Annotated in this window: 16 protein-coding genes; 7 read left to right on the forward strand and 9 right to left on the reverse strand. The window is 64.9% G+C overall.

Features of this window, described 5'->3' with window-relative positions; genetic code table 11:
• Nucleotides 1–24: 24 nt before the first annotated feature.
• Complete coding sequence (locus CV023_RS09990; protein ID WP_230745393.1) at nt 25–435, forward strand: ArsR/SmtB family transcription factor; 411 nt, start codon at nt 25–27, stop codon at nt 433–435.
• Nucleotide 436: 1 nt separating this feature from the next.
• Complete coding sequence (locus CV023_RS09995) at nt 437–934, forward strand: SRPBCC family protein (RefSeq protein ID WP_230745394.1); 498 nt, start codon at nt 437–439, stop codon at nt 932–934.
• 98 nt (nt 935–1,032) lie between these two features.
• On the opposite strand, the gene CV023_RS10000 is transcribed toward CV023_RS09995, so the two are convergent.
• From CV023_RS10000 to CV023_RS10025, 6 genes are read right to left on the reverse strand one after another with little or no spacing between them, the layout of a single operon-like run.
• The gene (locus CV023_RS10000) at nt 1,033–1,767 is read right to left on the reverse strand and encodes a GntR family transcriptional regulator (protein WP_230745395.1); all 735 of its coding nucleotides are present in this window, start codon (nt 1,765–1,767) and stop codon (nt 1,033–1,035) included.
• Nucleotides 1,760–3,460, reverse strand: coding sequence for a dipeptide ABC transporter ATP-binding protein (locus tag CV023_RS10005; protein ID WP_230745396.1), 1,701 nt, complete (start codon nt 3,458–3,460; stop codon nt 1,760–1,762). Before CV023_RS10005 ends, CV023_RS10000 begins: the two co-directional genes overlap by 8 nt.
• Complete coding sequence (locus CV023_RS10010; RefSeq protein WP_230745397.1) at nt 3,457–5,280, reverse strand: gamma-glutamyltransferase family protein; 1,824 nt, start codon at nt 5,278–5,280, stop codon at nt 3,457–3,459. The genes CV023_RS10005 and CV023_RS10010 overlap by 4 nt, the downstream gene beginning before the upstream one ends.
• 2 nt (nt 5,281–5,282) lie before the next feature.
• On the reverse strand, nt 5,283–6,197 hold the full coding sequence (locus CV023_RS10015; protein WP_230745398.1) for an ABC transporter permease: 915 nt from the start codon (nt 6,195–6,197) through the stop codon (nt 5,283–5,285).
• Nucleotides 6,194–7,150 carry an ABC transporter permease gene (locus CV023_RS10020; protein WP_230745399.1) on the reverse strand — a complete coding sequence of 319 codons (957 nt, stop codon included), beginning with the start codon at nt 7,148–7,150 and terminating at the stop codon, nt 6,194–6,196. Before CV023_RS10020 ends, CV023_RS10015 begins: the two co-directional genes overlap by 4 nt.
• Nucleotides 7,147–8,781, reverse strand: a complete 1,635-nt coding sequence (locus CV023_RS10025) for an ABC transporter substrate-binding protein (protein ID WP_230745400.1) — start codon at nt 8,779–8,781, stop codon at nt 7,147–7,149. Before CV023_RS10025 ends, CV023_RS10020 begins: the two co-directional genes overlap by 4 nt.
• Nucleotides 8,782–9,014: 233 nt before the next feature.
• On the opposite strand from CV023_RS10025, the gene CV023_RS10030 reads away from it, so the two are divergent.
• A complete protein-coding gene (locus tag CV023_RS10030) occupies nt 9,015–9,713 on the forward strand; it encodes a YoaK family protein (RefSeq protein WP_230745402.1) in 699 nt (232 codons plus the stop codon).
• A 59-nt stretch (nt 9,714–9,772) separates the two neighbouring features.
• Here CV023_RS10030 and CV023_RS10035 read toward each other — a convergent pair whose 3' ends face one another.
• Both CV023_RS10035 and CV023_RS10040 read right to left on the reverse strand, forming a co-directional pair.
• Nucleotides 9,773–11,065 carry an MFS transporter gene (locus CV023_RS10035; protein WP_230745403.1) on the reverse strand — a complete coding sequence of 431 codons (1,293 nt, stop codon included), beginning with the start codon at nt 11,063–11,065 and terminating at the stop codon, nt 9,773–9,775.
• The gene (locus CV023_RS10040) at nt 11,062–12,567 is read right to left on the reverse strand and encodes a M20/M25/M40 family metallo-hydrolase (RefSeq protein WP_230745405.1); all 1,506 of its coding nucleotides are present in this window, start codon (nt 12,565–12,567) and stop codon (nt 11,062–11,064) included. The genes CV023_RS10035 and CV023_RS10040 overlap by 4 nt, the downstream gene beginning before the upstream one ends.
• 139 nt (nt 12,568–12,706) lie before the next feature.
• Here CV023_RS10040 and CV023_RS10045 point away from each other — a divergent pair, with 139 nt between their 5' ends.
• Nucleotides 12,707–13,627, forward strand: coding sequence for a LysR family transcriptional regulator (locus tag CV023_RS10045; RefSeq protein ID WP_230745407.1), 921 nt, complete (start codon nt 12,707–12,709; stop codon nt 13,625–13,627).
• On the opposite strand, the gene CV023_RS10050 is transcribed toward CV023_RS10045, so the two are convergent.
• On the reverse strand, nt 13,628–14,272 hold the full coding sequence (locus CV023_RS10050; protein ID WP_230745408.1) for a hypothetical protein: 645 nt from the start codon (nt 14,270–14,272) through the stop codon (nt 13,628–13,630). It lies immediately after the preceding gene.
• 99 nt (nt 14,273–14,371) lie between these two features.
• On the opposite strand from CV023_RS10050, the gene CV023_RS10055 reads away from it, so the two are divergent.
• The 3 genes from CV023_RS10055 to CV023_RS10065 all read left to right on the forward strand — a co-directional run bounded on the left by CV023_RS10055 (nt 14,372) and on the right by CV023_RS10065 (nt 16,949).
• Nucleotides 14,372–14,986: a TetR/AcrR family transcriptional regulator gene (locus CV023_RS10055; protein ID WP_230745409.1), complete on the forward strand. Its 615-nt coding sequence runs from the start codon at nt 14,372–14,374 to the stop codon at nt 14,984–14,986.
• A 128-nt stretch (nt 14,987–15,114) separates the two neighbouring features.
• Entirely contained in the window at nt 15,115–16,020 is a 906-nt protein-coding gene (locus tag CV023_RS10060; protein ID WP_230745410.1) for an IclR family transcriptional regulator, read from the forward strand.
• Nucleotides 16,017–16,949, forward strand: a complete 933-nt coding sequence (locus tag CV023_RS10065; RefSeq protein ID WP_230745411.1) for a PCC domain-containing protein — start codon at nt 16,017–16,019, stop codon at nt 16,947–16,949. The genes CV023_RS10060 and CV023_RS10065 overlap by 4 nt, the downstream gene beginning before the upstream one ends.
• Nucleotides 16,950–16,961 lie beyond the last annotated feature (12 nt).

Consider the following 16,961-nt stretch of genomic DNA (forward strand, 5'->3'; position numbering starts at 1 on the left):
TATAGTTGAATACGAGGAGGATCTTTGGCCGACCAGCTTTCCAAGGTCTTCGCCGCCCTGTCCGACCCCACCCGTCGGGACATGGTCGCGAGGCTCAGCGTCGCCGACGCCACGGTCAACGAGCTCGCCGAACCGTACGAGGTGAGCCTGCAGGCCGTATCGAAACATCTCAAGGTGCTCGAGGATTCGGGACTGGTCACTCGCACCCGCGAAGCCCAGCGCAGACCGGTTCACCTCGAAGACAATGTGTTCGATCTGATGACGAAATGGATCGAGAGATACCGACAGCAGGCAGAGGAACGCTACCGACGCCTCGACGCGGTCCTGGAATCGATGGACGCGGACGAGGATACGAACACCCCGAACCCGGCAGCCGCCTCGGCGCCGGGATCCGAAGCACAGAAGACAGCACGCACATCACGCAAGGGAGCATGACATGACCACCACCGACACCACCGCCGACTATTCGACCCTCAAGCTCGACGTCCCCGCCGACGTTCAGACCGTGTCGATCACCCGCGACTTCAATGCCACCCCGGACAAGGTGTTCCGAGCGCATATCGATCCGGAGCTCTTCGTCAGATGGTGCGGGCCGGACACGATCACGAATACGATCCGTCAGTGGAACCCGAAGACCGGCGGAAACTGGAGCTACGTCTCGACGGACGGCTCCGGCGAGTACGGCTTCTTCGGATCATTCCACGAGGTCCGGGAGAACGAACGCATCGTCCAGACCTTCACCTTCGAAGGCTTCCCGGATGCCGTGAACCTCGAGATCCTCACCCTCATCGATCTCGGCGACGGACGGACCCGACTGAGATCCACTTCGATCTTCGACTCGATCGAATCCCGCGACGGCATGGTCGCCTCGGGCATGGAGCACGGCATCGTCGAGGGCTACAACAAGCTCGATCGACTGCTGGCCGAGGGCTGATCGGGCAGTCTGCTTCCACCTCAGATACCTCGCGGGGGCTGAGCTACCTGGCGCCAGGTAGCTCAGCCCCCGCGAGGTATTTTGGAGCTGGCGCGAGGTCAGGGAGTCTTTTCCGCCATCATGGCGAAGTAGGAGTCGCGGCTGCGGCGGACGTGGCGGGCCATGACCTCGACGGCCTTCGCCTCCTGGCCTGCGTCGATGGCCGCGATGATCTCGCGGTGCTCCGGCCAGGCCTGCGGGCCGCGGCGGGTGACGTTGAGCGAGTAGAGCCATTCGATCTTGCCCGAGATCTGCCGCAGCAGGCTGATGAAGGAGACGCTGCCGCTGAGTTCGGCCACGGCGAAGTGGAAGCGCATATTCAGCACCGCCAAATCCTCGTAGCGCTCCTGCTCGATGACGACATCGCCTTCGGCGAGGATGTCGCTGATCTCCTTGCGGACGCCGTGCCATCGGTCATCCGGGGCCGCGCCGCTGCTCTGCTCGGCCGATCGCTTCGCCGCCCTCTTGGCGGTCGCGGATTCGAGGACGATGCGGATCTCGAACAGATCCTCGGCGTCCTCAACCGGGGACGGAGCAACCATCGACCCACTGTAGGGCCTCGACTCCACCAGCCCTTCCGCCTCGAGAGAGCGCAGAGCCTCCCGTACGGGAATCCGAGAGACCGCATACTGCTTGGCCAAGGCAGCTTCGCGCAGCTTGCTGCCCGGAGCATGGGTCCCGGTGATGATGTCCTGGCGGATCTTCGTCCCGACGCTGACGCTGCTGGAAGTTGTCGAGGAGGTCGCAGCCGCGGCCCCGGTGGCAGAGGCCCCCGTCTGAGAAGGGTCAGACATTGAGCAGACCGGATCCGGGCACGGCCGCCAGAAGCTTCTGGGTGTAGACCGCACTCGGACGGTCGATGACGTCCCTCGTCGGACCGGATTCGACGATCTCTCCACTCTTCATCACTACAACATCGTCGGCCAAGTTCGCGACAACTGCAAGATCGTGGGTGATGAACAGGCAGCTCACGCCCAATCCCGACTGCAGATCCCGCAGCAGATCGAGAATCTGCTCCTGGACGAGGACGTCGAGGGCGGACACCGCTTCATCACAGATGAGCAGCTCGGGCTCGCTGATGAGTGCGCGGGCAATGGCGATCCGCTGGCGCTGACCGCCGGACAGATCGGCAGGCCGCCGCTCGAGCATTGACTCGGGAAGCGCCACATGGTCGAGCACCTCCCTGACCTTCGCCGTTCGTTGACGACGAGCCCCGATCGCGAACACGTCGAGTGGTTCGCGGATGATCCGCTCGATGCTCCACATCGGGTTGAGCGAAGAGAATGGGTCCTGGAAGACCGGCTGACTGAAACGACGCAGGATGCTTCGCTCCGCCCGAGATGTGGCATCGACATTGCGGCCGTCGGCGAGGACCTCCCCGCTGGTGGCCTTCTCCAGACCCAGCACGATCTTGGCTATCGTCGACTTTCCCGAGCCGGACTCTCCGATCACCGCGGTCGTCTTGCCGCGTTTGGCTGTGAAGCTCACGCCCTTGAGCGCGTAGACCTCCCTACCGCGACCGCGCAGTCGGTAGACCTTGTGCAGGTCGTTGACCTCCAACACATTCGCCGAGGTGGCCGCCGCCTCCCCGGAAGATTCCTCTCGGCCGGCATCGTTCGTCGGATCTCCGCCCAGGGCCCCCTGCCTTACCTCCGCAACGGTCGCGGCAGGCCGCTCGAACACGATGCTCGGTGCAGCTTTGACCAGTGCCTTCGTATACTCGTGCTGCGGATCGCCGAGAACCTGTTCAGGCGCGCCGCGTTCGACGACTCGGCCCTCGTGCATGACGAGGATCGTGTCGGTCCTCTCCCCGGCCACGCCCAGATCGTGAGTGACGAAGAGGAGTGAGGTACCGCGTTCGGCGACGAGATCGGCGAGATGATCAAGAATCTGCTTCTGCACAGTCACATCGAGGGCCGAGGTCGGTTCGTCGGCGATGATGAGGTCGGGTTCGCCGGACAGGGCGATGGCGATGAGGATCCTCTGGCGCATGCCGCCGGAGAACTCGTGCGGATAGGACCGCCGCCTCGCCTCTGCGTCCGGAATTCCGGCTTCGGTCATCAGCCGTACGACATTGCGGGTCACCTCGGCGGTCTCTTTCATCCCGTAGGTCCGCAGCGCATCGGCGATCTGGTCGCCGACTCGCATGCTCGGGTTGAGACTGGCCATCGGGTCCTGTGGGACAAGTGCGATCGACCGTCCGCGCAGCGACTGCAGTCGCTGCCGGTCAGCTCTGACCAGATCCTCACCGCGGTACTTCACCGATCCGGAGCTGACATGCCCGGCACCGGGCAGGAGACCGAGGACCGCGCCGATCGTCGTCGACTTGCCGGACCCCGACTGTCCGACGAGGGCCAAGCGCTCCCCCGGCTCGAGGGTGAATCCGAAGTCGTGGAGCACCGGGGTTTCGTAAGAGACTTCGAGACCGGACACCTCGAGCACGAACTCATCGCCTGCCCGGTCGGCATTCGCCTGCTCGTTCATCATCGTCCCGCCGCATAGCCTTGGGCACCGCGCGGATTCGCCCCCGCGGTGAGCTTCCCTGTCGCCGGATCCCTCGTCACGCACGACAGGCGCCCGAGCTCCCAGTCCCCAGCCTTCGTCACGGCGTGGCCGCGGTTGATAAGTCCGTTGATGACATCCTCGCCGAGGCGATCCTCGACGACCGCTCCTCCCGGAACCCAGGTGCGGGGCCAGAAAGAACCCGCCAGTGCTGTGGTGTGCAGGGCCGGGGCATCAATGGCCTGCTGAGGCGCGTATCCGCCGACGAGCATGCGCAGGACCATCAGCAGCTGCCACTGTTCCTGCTGGTCCCCGCCCGGCGAGCCGAGTGCGATGACGGGCTGGCCGTCCTTCGAGATCAGAGTCGGAGTCAGAGTGGTGCGAGGCCGTTTGCCCGGAATCAGTGCCGAGGGTGATGTCTTGTCCAGCCACACCATCTGCAGGCGGGTGCCGAGGCAGAACCCGAGCTCCGGGATCGTCGGCGAGGACTGCAGCCACCCGCCCGAGGGGGTGGCGGAGATGATGTTGCCCCACCGGTCGACGACGTCGATGTGGCAGGTGTCGCCGTTGTTGACTCCGTTCTTCTGCACCGTCGGCTCACCGATTCCGGCTTTGATGAGCGCCTCCCTGTCCGCGCCTTCCGGCACGAGAGGCGGGGTGAAGGCCGGTGCCGCGCCCTCCCGTGTGGCACCCGGCCGGAACTCGTGTGAGGCTTCCTCGGTGATGAGGAGACGCCGGCTCGCCGCGTACTTCTCGCTGAGCAGCCACTCGAGGTCGACCTCGCTGTCGCCGTAGTAGGTGTCGCGATCGGCCATCGCCAGCTTGAGCGCCTCGAGGATGGTGTGGGCACCGATCTCGGTCGACGGGTCGAGACGATCGTCGTCGAAGCCTTCGAGGATCTTCAGCGTCTGCAGCAGGACCGGACCCTGACCCCAGGCTCCGATCTTCGCGATTTGGAATCCGCGGAAGTCCACGGTCACCGGAGTCTCGAATCCGGCGTCGAAGCCCGCCATGTCCTCGACCGTGATCACCCCGGCGTGATCGCCTCCGGTCGAATGCCGGTGCGGGGTGGCGACGAACCCTGCGATCGCCTCGGCGACGAATCCTGACTTCCATTCCCGGCGTGCCGCCTGGATCCGAGCCGCCCGTCCCTCGGGACCTGTGCCGTCATCCGCTTTCTCACCTGCGGCGATCAGTCGTCTGAGCACCTCGGCGTAGGGGCGGTTGTAGACGAGTTCGCCGACTTTCGGGATCCGTCCGTCCGGCATCCACTGCGCCGCCGAGGTGGTCCAATGGTCGGTGAATAGCTCCTGGACGCGTTCGATGGTGCCGATGACACGAGCGAGAACCGGGTGGCCGTGTTCCGCATAGTCGATCGCGAACTCGAGAACGTCTGTGAGCTCCCAGGTGCCATGGTGTTCGAGGAGGTTGAGCCAGGAGTCGACGGCGCCCGGGACCGTGGCGGCGAGCGCTCCGGCTCCGGGGACCATGTCGAGACCTTCGCTGCGGTAGTGCTCGATCGTCGCGGCTGCCGGTGCCGGGCCCTGTCCCATCATGATCTGCGGGTGGGCGGGATCCTCGGCGGTGGCGAAGACCCCGGTCATGTCACCTCCCGGGCCGTTGAGGTGCGGCTCGACGACGTGGAGCAGGAACGCTCCGGACACGGCGGCGTCGAAGGCGTTGCCCCCACGTTCGAGCACCGCTTGGGCGGCTGCGGTGGCGAGCCAGTGGGTGGACGCGGCCATGCCGAAGTGTCCCTCCAGGGTGGGACGAGTGGTGAGGGTCGCGGGTGCGGTGAATGACAAGGTCAGTGTCCTTTCTTCGAATTGGGGTCGAGGGCGTCGCGCAGGGCATCACCGAAGAGGTTGAATGCCAAACAGATGAAGAGGATCGCCAGGCCTGGGAACAGTGCGGTCGACGGTGCACGAAAAATGTACTGCTGTGCGTCGGAGAGCATGATGCCCAGGCTGGGCGAGGGCGGCTGGATGCCGAGCCCGAGGAACGAGAGCATCGATTCCCCGATGACCGCGGTCGGGATGATGACGGTAGCCTGGACGATGATCGCCGAGGCGGCATTGGGCAGGATGTGCATGCCGAGGATTCGCGCCTTGGAGGCATCGGTGGCGATGGCCGCGTTGACGAAATCCGCCGACTTCAGGCGCATCGTCTCACCTCTGACCACTCGGATCATCGTGGGTACCTGGGAGATTCCCAGAGCGATTGCGGCATTGCTCAGACTCGGCCCGGAGATGGCCGCCAGTCCGACAGCGATGATGAGGAACGGGAACGCCAGAGTGACATCCGTGAGTCGGGAGATGATCGAATCGAGTCCCCGGAAGTAGCCGGCGAGGAGACCCAGCGGGGTTCCGACGACCACTGCCAGTGCCACCGCCAGGAGACCCACCTGCAGGGAGGCGCGGACCCCGAAGGCCAGGCGGGAGAGGATGTCACGGCCCAGATCGTCGGTGCCGAAGACGTAGCCGATCGTGCCGGGCACTTGGAAAGGCACCTCGAAGTTCGTCTGGGCGAATCCGTAGGGGGCGATGAGCGGTGCGAACACTCCGATGACGAGGACGATGGCGACCATGATCGAACCGATGAGTCCCAGCGGAGTGGACAGGATCGAGCGCAGCAGCCACCACGTGCGATTGTTCGAAGCCTGGAATTCGGGATCGAGTCCCTGCGTGTTCTTGTCGGTGTTGGTCACGATGGGTGTGGTCATGAGGCATCCTCGCTCACGCGGATCTGTGGGTTGATGACCGAATAGAGGATGTCGACGGCCAGGTTGATGAGAATGTAGGAGGCGGTGATGACGAGGACCACGGCTTGAATCACCGGGTAGTCGCGGGAGAAGACAGCGTCGAGCGTGAGTTTGCCGAGGCCGGGGAGGGCGAAGATCCGTTCGGTGACCACGGCTCCGGAGATCAGACCGCCCAACTGCAGCCCGACGATCGTGACGAGGACGATGAGCGAGTTGCGCAGTCCGTAGCGGAAGAGCACTCGCGGTCGGGACAGGCCCTTCGCCCGGGCCATGCGCACATAGTCGGTGCCCATGCTCTCGATCATCGAAGCTCGGGTCTGACGTGTGATGACTGCGGCGAGACTCGTACCGAGGATGACCGCAGGCAGCGTGAGGTAGTAGATGCCGCGGATCGGGTCGGAGAGAACGTCGACGTAGCCCGAGGCTGGGAACCACCCGAGACCGACGGCGAGGCCCAGGATAGCGAGGAGACCGAGCCAGAAGTTCGGCACCGACAGTCCGAGCAGCGCGACGAAGTTGCTGCCGAACTCCGGCCAACGGCCGCGGAAGCGTTCGGCCACCATGCCCAGGGCGATGCCGACGACGACCGCAACGACGATCGCATAGAGAGACAGCCACAAGGTGACCGGCAAGGTGGTGGCGATCATCTCTGTCACCGCGAGTCCGGTGCGAGTCGATTCCCCGAGGTCACCGGTGAGGATGGAGCCGAGGAACTTGAAGAACTGGACGAGCAGCGGCTGGTCGAGGCCGAGGTCGGCGCGAATCGCATCGAGCCTTTCGGGCGTTGCCTCCTCGCCGGCCATGGCCAACGCCGGATCACCCGGCAAGAGGCGGACACCGAAGAAGATGACGATTCCGGAGAGCACGAAAGTGATGATCGCGTGGAAGATCTTTGTGAGCACGAACCGAGTCATCGCTGACCCTCCTTCAGGAACCCTGCTTCGGAGAGATGGACGACTCCGTCGGAGTAGACGTCGATTCCTGCGACGTCCTCGGTGTAGGCGGTGAGGTTCTTCTGCCGATAGAGGTAGATGATCGAGTTGATTTCGCCGATCCTCTGTGAGGCCTTGCCGTAGAGCTCGGCTCGATCGCTCTCATCGGTGGACTCACTCGCTTTGGTCAGCAGATCGCTGAGTTCGTCATCGTCGACTCCGGTGACGTTGTTGCCGGCCCCCGGGTAGTGGAAGGTGTAGAGGTTGCCGTGCGGGTCGACGCGTCCGGACCATCCCAGCTGGAGCAGTTCGTAGTCGCCGCGGTCTTGGGCGTCGAGGAGAGCCGTGTACTCCATCGGCTGGACCGAGATGTCGAATCCTGCCTCCTTGGTCGCCGCTTGGACCGCCTGAGCGAACCGAAGAGTGTCCTGTGTGTTCGACACCTTCATGTTCACCTTCAGCGGCAGCTCTATTCCCGCATCTTCGAGGAGCTGCTTGGCACCTTCGGGATCGTAGTCCACGCAGTCGTTGCTGGCATCGGTGGCGAAGGGACTGTCGGGAGCGATTCCCGAACAGGCAGGAGAGAACCAGCCGTTGAAAACTGTATTGACCAATGCCGTGCGGTCGATGGCCATGGACAGCGCCTTGCGCACCTTCGGATCCTGCCCCAATGGGGATTCGTAGTTCTCCGGATTGTCTCCGAAGCCCATGTTGACGGTCAGTCCCTGATAACCCAGGGAGTTCGACTGCAGGAGTCCGATTCCGGTCTCCTCGTCGAGAGCGTCGATGTCCTGAGGTGAGATCGTGTCCGCGACCTGCACATCACCGGAGCGGATATTGGCTGCACGGATATTCGCATCCGTCATGATCTGATAGGTGATCGAGTCGAGATGGACCTTGTCCGCATCATAGTAGTTGGGGTCCTTGACGACTTTGATCGACGTCTGGGCGATGCGCTTCTCGAACTTGAAGGGACCCACGCAGACCGGATTGTCTCCGAAGTCGTCTCCCTCCTCGTCGAGCGCCTTCGGGGACATGATCATGCCTGCCCGGTCCGCCAGTGCCGCGGTGAACGGGGCGAATGGCTGGTCGAAGGTGACCTCGAGAGTCTCATCGTCGATTGCCGTCACCGAGTTGATCGGCCCGAGTTCGGCGGCACGCGAGGACTCCTCCAGGTTCAACCCCCGTTCGATGGTCGTCTTGACCGCCTCGGCGTCGAAGTCAGTGCCGTCGGCGAACTTCACACCGTCTCGGACGGGAATTCGCACGGTCTTCCCGTCGTCCGAGATCTCCGGAAGTTTCGTCGCAAGCATCGGTGTGATCTCACCGTTATCGTCGATGTCGTAGAGCTTCTGGCACATCGTCTGCATGACGTAGCGGGTGTAGAGCGATGACGAGGTCGTCGGGTCGAGTCGGTCGGGTTCGGAGGAGAGGGCCATGACCAGATTCCCACCGTCTTCGAACGCCGAGGGGTCTGCCTCGACCGATTTCACGTCGGGGCGATCCGGGGGCTCTGCCAAGGTCTGCACCGGTACGCACCCGGCGAGGAGTGCGACGCTGGTGAGTACCGCAAGTATCCGTCTCTTCACACGAACTCCCGTTTCGCCGTTCATCTCAGAATCCGACGCACATTCCGCACCAGATCGTTATTTGCATACAATTTAGTCCTTGCTTAACGTTTTGTATACAACTTCTGAGAATTTCTTGAACACTGGGACCCTGCGGAGAGGCGACCTCGCCGCACTCTCGATTGAGTGACCGACTGCCGGGACGCAGGACCGACCAACATCGGGCTGCTCACCAGCCACACGCACGGGCACCGAACCACCCCCAGGAAGGGACTGCCATGACACGACGACTCGACCTCGCCATGCTGTTGGTGCTGACGTTCTCCACAGGAATGGTCGACGCCATCGGCTACCTCGGCTTCGACAAGGTCTTCACCGGCAATATGACCGGCAACGTGGTCATCCTCGGCATGGGTCTGGCCGGCGCCGAGGGGGTGCCCGTCCTCCGTCCGGCGCTGGCGCTGGTCTTCTTCATGCTCGGGGCGGCGCTGTCGGGTCGGATTCTCGGCGGCATCGGCGAGGGCTGGCATCGGCGCACCACGGTGATCTTCTCGATCGTGGCCGCGGGATGTGCCGCGCTCTCGGTCTATGTCGCCCTTGTGCCCGACCCCGAAGTCGGCCTCACCGGGACGGTCTTCACCTCGGCGCTCTCGGCGCTGATGGGCGCCCAGGCCGCGGCTGCCAGGAAGATGAAGATCGCCGACGTCACCACCGTGGTCGTGACCTCGACGATCGTTGGCCTGGCTTCAGATTCGCGGCTGGCCGGCGGTGACAGCGTCCGCTGGATCCGCCGCGCCCTCGCCGTCGTCCTCATCCTCATCGGCGCCCTGGCCGGTGGTGCGACTCTCCTGATCAATCAGTGGATCGGCATCTCCATGGTGGCCGTGGCGATCGCCATCGTCACGATCATCGGCCACCGCGGAGCGAAGAAGCGGACCCTCGCCGAGGCGGCCGAGTCGGAAGCCTCGAACGCCTGAGCCCCAGCGTCGACGGCTTCAGGCACAGCCTCGATCACCTGATCTGCTCGCCCGGCATCTCACCGGACGCCGAGCTTCTTCCACACCACGAGAATCGCCGACACGCTCAGTGCCCCGGCAAGCAGCACCCAGTAAGCCGGTGCCTTCGCATCGCCGGTGATGCCGATCAGCCATGCCGCGACGAGAGGCGTGAGGCCGCCGAAGATCGCAACCCCGACGTTGTAGCCCAGCGACAGTCCTGTTCCGCGCACCTCGGTGGGGAAGATGTCTCCCATCACGCTGGCCAGCGGACCGTAGTAGGCGGCCTTGAGGATGGAGAAGATCGCGACGACCACGATGAGCACGGACAGCGCATTGACCGCGACCACCCAGGTGAAGAGCACCCAGGTCAGTCCCATGACGGCGACCGCCGCCGGGATCATGAACGTCAGCCTGCCGACCTTGTCGCAGAAGTAGCCCGCAATCGGGGTGAAGAGAAGCAGCACGCCTCCGGAGACGAGCGTCGCCCAGAACCCCGCTGAGCTCGTCATACCCAGGTTGTCCACGGCGTAGGTCGGGACGTAGGTGATGAAGTAGTTGAGGCAGGTCGAGACCGCGATTGCTCCGATGGCCAGGACCACAGCGAGCTTGTGATGACGAAGGATGCCGCCGATGGCAGCGGTCTCCTTCGGTTTCTCGGCCTGCACCGCAGTGAATTCGGGAGACTCGGGAACATGTCGCCGGATGTAAAGACCGACCGGACCGACGAGCAGCCCGACGATGAACGGCAGGCGGAATCCCCAGGTTTCGAGCTGTTCCTGGCTGAGATTCGTCGTCAGCGCGACTCCGATGACCGAGGCGAGGATCGTCGACATCGCCTGCGAGGTGAACTGCCAGCTGGCTGCGAAACCGCGCCTCTCGGGCAGGTGCTCGACCATGAGCGAGGTCGCTGAGCCGAACTCACCTCCGGCGGCGAATCCCTGAATGAGCCGAGCGAGAAGGATGAGCAGCGGTGCGGCCAGGCCGATGACATGGGCCGGGGGCATGAGCACGATCATCAGTGTGCCGAGGAACATCAGCCAGATCGTCAGGGTCAATGCCGGTTTGCGACCGCTCCGGTCGGCGAAGCTGCCGAGGACGATCGCCCCGACCGGACGGATGAAGAACGAGAGGGCGAAGGTGCCCAGCGCGAGCATCACCGAGACCGCGTGGCTCTCGGAGGGAAAGAACGCCACGGAGATGTAGACGGAGAAGTAGGCGTAGACCGAGATGTCATACCATTCGAAGGCATTGCCCACCGAGGCGGCGGTGATGACCTTCCAGGACTTCACCGGAGCACCTGTCGTCGTCCGATCGTGAACGGTGTCAGTCACTGTGCACCCCCTAGGGCCGAGGAGGCCTCCTTCGAGGTGAACCAGTCATCCGGATTCTCCCGCATGTCCCAGAACATTCCGGTCATGATCTGGGCACCCTGCTCGAGGATCGAGGACAGCGCATGCTCGTTCGGAGCATGCTGATTGCAGCCCGGGTACGAGTGCGGCACCCACACGGTCGGCAGGCCGAGCACCTCGGCGAAGACGTCGTTGGGGATCGTCCCGCCGAGGTTCGGTTCGATGGCCGCCTCGACTCCGGTCGTCGCCCTGATCGATTCGGCCGCCGCGGCCACGACCCGAGAACCGGGGTCGAGCCGGGTGGCGGGCATGCAGTGCTCGAACTCGACGTCGACCCCGCGGATGCCCTGTTCCTCGAGGTAGGACCTGACCCGGCTCTCGAAGTCGCTGACATCGGTGCCCACGACGAAACGCAGCTGCAGGGTCGCCGAGGCGGTTCCCGGGATCGCATTGACCACTTGTGCGGGGGTGCCGGCGTCGAGGGCGAGTACCTCGATGACGTTGAAGGCGAAGACGCGCTCGGCCGGGCTCAGTCCGGGCTCGCCCCAGTCGGGGTCGACTTCCGGAGCTCCGGCTTCGGCGACCTCGGGGAGTTTCGCGACAGCCTCGAGCACCGAGGCGGGTGGGTCGGTGGGGCGCAGCGCCGGGATTCGGATGACCCCGTTGCCGTCGACCAGCGTGTTGATCGCCGCGGCGATGACGGTCGCCGGGTTGCGCAGCTTGCCGCCCCAATTCCCCGAGTGGTGATCACCGTCGCGTTCGTGGGCGAGCAGGCGGAAGTTGAGGGCACCGCGGGAACCGAGGAAGAGGGTGGGGAGGTCGGCGGCCAGACGTGGGCCGTCGGAGGCGAGGAAGAGATCGGCTGCGAGCTCGTCGGCGTGTGCGGCGGCGAAGGACCTCAGCCCCTTCGAACCCGCCTCTTCGGCGGTCTCCATCAGCACCGTCACGTTGTATCCGAGTCTCGCGGCAGCCGGTGAGCCATCGTCGATGCGCTCGAGCACCGTGCGCAGTGCCACGGTGTTGACCGTGTGCTGGCCCTTGTTGTCCGCGCTGCCTCGCCCGTACAGCCGGTCGCCGTCTCGTGTGAGCACCCATGGGTCGAGGCCTTCCGCCCATTGGTCGTCGTGGGCGAACTGCACATCCCCGTGGCCGTAGAGCAGGACGGTCGGCAGATCCGGGCCTTCGGTGCGAGTGGAGATGAGCAGAGGATGCTCATCGGATTCGGGGTTGTCATAGATCGTCGACTCGAATCCGAGTTCGGCGAGCTCCGGGACGATCTCCTCGCTGAGATACGCCTCGGCGGACTCTCCTCCGCCCGCTGCCTGACTCTCGGTGCGCCGGGCGACTCGGCGAGCGAGCCGATCGAAGAAGTGATCGCTGTGCACGAACTCTGCTGCAACCTCGGTGAGTTCGCCGCGGGTGACTTCGCGACCGACTCCTGTGCCTTCTGCCGCTTCCTCGCGGCCGGTGATATCTCTGGTCATGCGTGCCAGCATCCCGGAATCCGCGGGCACCGAACAGCTGAATCCGTCCACCACCGGGTGCGGATCCTGCACCGAGGTGGTGCATTCGGCGCACCACCCACTTAGCCTGGGATGACACCGACAGAAGAGGACCAACACAGTGACCGACATCCGCAGCCTCGCGACTCTGCTCGCCGTCGTCGAATACGGCTCCATTCACCTGGCGGCCAGGGCCCTGTTCGTCTCGCATTCGACGGCCAGCCGACAGATCCGAGCCCTCGAGGCCCATTTCGGCACTACCCTCTTCGACCGCTCGAGTTCGGGCGTCGCCCCGACTGCTCAGTGCCTGGCCGTCGCCGACTTCGCCCGCCGCACCATCGCCGAATCCGAGCTGCTCTCCGATTCCTTCGGCGACTATTCTCGAGAGGTGGAGACGATCACGATCGTCACGTCGACCGGCTTGGGGCAGACGGTCGTCGCCGATGCGATCAACGACGTGATGCTCACGACCGATCGCGTGCAGGTCTCGGTGATCGACCGGGCTTCCCTCGAGGCCATGCAGGTGCTGAAGAACCGGCAGGCCGACCTCTGCGTGAACTTCTCCATCTCCGGTCATGATCTGGCCGAGATCCCCGGCGTGAGAAAGATCGACCAGATCGAGGCCAGGAATTTCGCCGTACTCGACCGGAACCATCCGCTCAGCGAGCGTTCCAGTCTTTTCATCCGCGACATCGCGGAGTATCCGATCGCCACCCTGCCGGCGGGCAACACCTCGCGGATGCGCATCGAGCAGGCCGTTCGCGCCCAGGGGCAGGTGTTCTCGCCGGTACTGGAGTGCACCTGCCCGATCCTTCAGATCCGCTCGGCCGTGGGCACATCGATGATCGCAATGATGGCGGAGCGAACGATTCCGGCGAATCTTGATGATCTCGGCTGCGTCGCGGTGGGGATCGACGATCCCGGCATCGACTCCCGCTATATTCAGATCCTCGCCGCCGACCCGCGCAGGGAATCGGTGGGACTCGAGCAGATGATCGAGGCGCTGCGCACGCACCTCCGACCCCGCACGAACCCCGTCTGATCAGTTCCCCGCCGCATCAAGAAGCCAGTGGTAGCGCAAGCGCAGCGCCCGTTCCGTGCTGGCCATCGCCGTCACCAGACCCACTCCGATATTCAGCCACAGCGGCAGTCGGACGGGTGAGGCGAAGTCGCCGATCGATTCGGCGATCGGAGGGACGTCGGTGAGGGTGTCGATCAGCTGCAGCGCCAGCAGCGCGACCCCGCCCAGGAGGATGAACACCGACAGGACACCGATCAGTCTGCTCAGCGCGGGGCGGGCCCGCTGCAGATTCAGCCGGCGCCCTTCCGCCGAGCGCCGATCAGGAACCAGGGTGGCGTCTCGCCCGTCGGCGGCGACGAGGTGGCATCGCTTGAGCCCGAATGCGCTCGTGGCGACCTCGATGCGCCCGGATTCGACCGAGAAGACGGCCGGCACCTTGGACTCGGCATGGTGGCGACCGTCGCGGTAGAGGTGGGCCTTCACCTCGCCCGACCCGTGATTCCCCCAGTGAGGGACATCGACGGCGTACTCGGGGCTCGCCGGCGTTGCCGGCAGATAGAACAGGGCGCGACCGAGCTGCTGCCACCACCGGAACGGCTTCAACGGTCGACCGGTACCGGGCTGGACGCGCTTGGCAGCACGACGGGTCTTCCACTCAGAGAACATCGTTTTCCTCGGTCGAACTCAGATTTTTGATACACCGTATTGATTCGCTTCGCTGATAGAATAGCACGATGTATCAGAAATACGGAAGGGCGGTATCTCTTGGTCACGCAGAACAGACGAGGCCGATCGTCACGCAGCCGCGTCGTCGAAGCCGCAGTCACCATGTTCGGCGAGGATCCGGCCGCCCCGCTGAGCGTGCGGGCCGTGGCGGCGCGAGCGGACGTCAGCGTCGGTTCGCTGAGATATCACTTTCCCACTCAGTTCGCGCTGAAGTCGGAAGTGATGAAGGTCGTCTACGACACCGTGGCCTCGGATGATCCGATCCATGACCGGTCACTGCCTGCGGGCGAGAGGCTGCTGGCCTGCCTGCGTCAGGTGCTCGCGCCGATGGGAACGGGAGCAGACGCCCGGAAGGCGTTCGAGACACTGGTGCGCACATTCATCGACCCTGAACCGAGCGCCGAGGTCGAAGAGTCCTACCGGGCGATGATGGAGAGTGGTCGCCTCCGCGTCGAACATTGGCTCAGTGTGCTCGCCGAAGAGGGGTACCTGGCAGAATCCGAGGTCGCCGCCTCGGCCCGCCTCCTCAACACGGTCCTCGACGGGCTCTCGCTCAGACGCGCCTTGCCGGGGACCGGCGACATCCTCGCCGCCGAGACGCAGGTCCTCCGCCATGCCGTCGAATCGGCCCTGGGGCCGAACGCCTGGGGCTGAATCGCCGCAGCTGCGTCAGAACCAGCGGTCTCCCCACCGCTGGCACAGGCGACCACCATGGCCGTTGCGGCCGTTCCACATCATGGATCGCGCTTCTCCCGGGCGCTGACTCCCCGGATAATCGGGACATGGGCAATGGAGCTGAACGGACAGATCTCGACCGGGTGAGGATGCGCGGGAGGATCGTGCGCCGTTCCGCATCGTTCAACGTCGCTCATGCCGTCGATGATCTCGATCCCGGTACCGGCGCTCAGAGCATCCAGCGCGCACTCTCTCTGCTCAACCTCGTCGGCCTCATCGCCAGCGAGCATTCCGACGGGGCACCCCTCAACGAGATCGCCGCGATCAGCGGTCGCCCGAAGGCCAGCATCCACCGCATGCTCCACGCCCTCATCGCGATGGGCTATGTCGAACGCAGCGAGGACGGCGGATACCGCCTCGGTGTGCAGTCTCAGATCCTCGGCCAGCTTGCGCGAACATCCGTCGACCCATTGGTCGCCGAAGCCGAGTCGAGCCTGCTCCGTCTCGCCGACCTCACCCAGGACACCATCTTCCTCACCCTGCGCACCGGCAGCTATTCGATCTGTGCGCGGAGAGAGGACGGTTTCGGTGAGATCTTCAACAACGCCCTGTCGGTCGGCGATCGTCATCCTCTGGGCATCGGCGCTGGCAGCCTGGCGATCATGTCCCAGCTCACCGACGCCGAGGTGGACGCCTCCTTCGACGCCAACGCCCGGATCATCGTCGAACGGTATCCCCATACCTCGGTTCCCGCGCTCAGGGCAATCGTCCGTCGGGGCAGGCACGACGGATTCGTCCACAATCCCGGTCTCTTCGCCCAAGGCTCCTGGGCGATCGGCGTGCCGATCAGAGTCCCCGGCGAAAAGCCCCGTGCCGCTCTGTCCGTGGCGAGCATCGAGGAGAGGATGAGCGGCACCCGAGTCTTCGAGCTCGCGCAGCTGCTCCATCACGAGGCGACTGTGATCGTCGATGCCCTGACCGCAGACCCTCAGCAGACCGGTGACGAAACGTGAGCGAAGTGCGAGGACCCAGCGCTGCAACATCGACCCGGATTCCCGACTACCCTCTCGACCGCCCCGGCGAGCCCGTCATCCACGCGGGGCCTCGGCAGTCGCCGAGGATCGTATCGGTACCCTCCGACAACACGGTGCATGAGATCGAACTCGCAGAGGGACGCGATCTCTTCGGGGCCCTGACCGGATGCCTCGATTCCTCCGGGACGCAGGGCCTCATGGTGGAGTTCCGCAGCGGCGAGTTCGGACGGACCACCTATGTCCACCCGGCCTATGGTCCCGACGCCGCGCATCCGATGTCCTTCACCGACCACATCGACGTCGCCGGTCCGAACCGGCTGCGCCGCGCCTCGGCGACGGTGGGGACGAAGGACGGCGCCCCGTTCGCCCACATCCACGCCTCGTGGACGGACGCCGGCGGGCAGGTCAGGGGCGGCCATCTGCTGCCCGGGACTCTCGTCGGGCCGGCAGGCCTAAATCTGCAGGTGAACGCTCTTGCCGATGCGCGGCTGCTCAGCCAGGTCGATCCCGAAACCGGCTTCTCGGCCTTCGCCCCACAACCCGCACAGTCAACGCCCGCACAGGTGGCCGACTCCCCCGACGCCGTGGTCTCCCGGGTCCGCCCCGGCGAGATCCTCGACGAGGCGGTCATCGCCGTCTGCCGGACGGCGGGATTCGCCTCCGCCGAGGTGTCTGCGAGCCTGGGCAGCACTACCGGCGCGGTGTTGGTCGACGGCACCGCGCCGTGGCCGGCCGTGGAGTTCACCCACCTGGCCGGGACCGTGTCCGGAGCCGACGGCGACGATCCGCAGCTGCGATTGGAGGCCGAGGTCGTCGATGTCGACGGCGTGGTCCACAGCGGAGAGCTCGCACCGGGCGCGAATCCGGTGGCCGTGACCTTCGAACTCTTCGTCCGCCGCCTCGGCTGACCAGACTCACGG

This window comes from Brevibacterium sp. CCUG 69071 (assembly GCF_021023135.1).
In the GTDB taxonomy this organism is placed as follows: Bacteria; Actinomycetota; Actinomycetes; order Actinomycetales; family Brevibacteriaceae; genus Brevibacterium.

Coding starts and splice junctions, on each gene's coding strand:
- CV023_RS09995 (WP_230745394.1), top strand. CDS start 437: ATGACCACCACCGACACCACCGCCGACTATTCGACCCTCAAGCTCGAC.
- CV023_RS10000 (WP_230745395.1), bottom strand. CDS start 1,767: ATGTCTGACCCTTCTCAGACGGGGGCCTCTGCCACCGGGGCCGCGGCT.
- CV023_RS10005 (WP_230745396.1), bottom strand. CDS start 3,460: ATGATGAACGAGCAGGCGAATGCCGACCGGGCAGGCGATGAGTTCGTG.
- CV023_RS10015 (WP_230745398.1), bottom strand. CDS start 6,197: ATGACCACACCCATCGTGACCAACACCGACAAGAACACGCAGGGACTC.
- CV023_RS10020 (WP_230745399.1), bottom strand. CDS start 7,150: ATGACTCGGTTCGTGCTCACAAAGATCTTCCACGCGATCATCACTTTC.
- CV023_RS10025 (WP_230745400.1), bottom strand. CDS start 8,781: ATGAACGGCGAAACGGGAGTTCGTGTGAAGAGACGGATACTTGCGGTA.
- CV023_RS10030 (WP_230745402.1), top strand. CDS start 9,015: ATGACACGACGACTCGACCTCGCCATGCTGTTGGTGCTGACGTTCTCC.
- CV023_RS10040 (WP_230745405.1), bottom strand. CDS start 12,567: ATGACCAGAGATATCACCGGCCGCGAGGAAGCGGCAGAAGGCACAGGA.
- CV023_RS10050 (WP_230745408.1), bottom strand. CDS start 14,272: ATGTTCTCTGAGTGGAAGACCCGTCGTGCTGCCAAGCGCGTCCAGCCC.
- CV023_RS10060 (WP_230745410.1), top strand. CDS start 15,115: ATGGGCAATGGAGCTGAACGGACAGATCTCGACCGGGTGAGGATGCGC.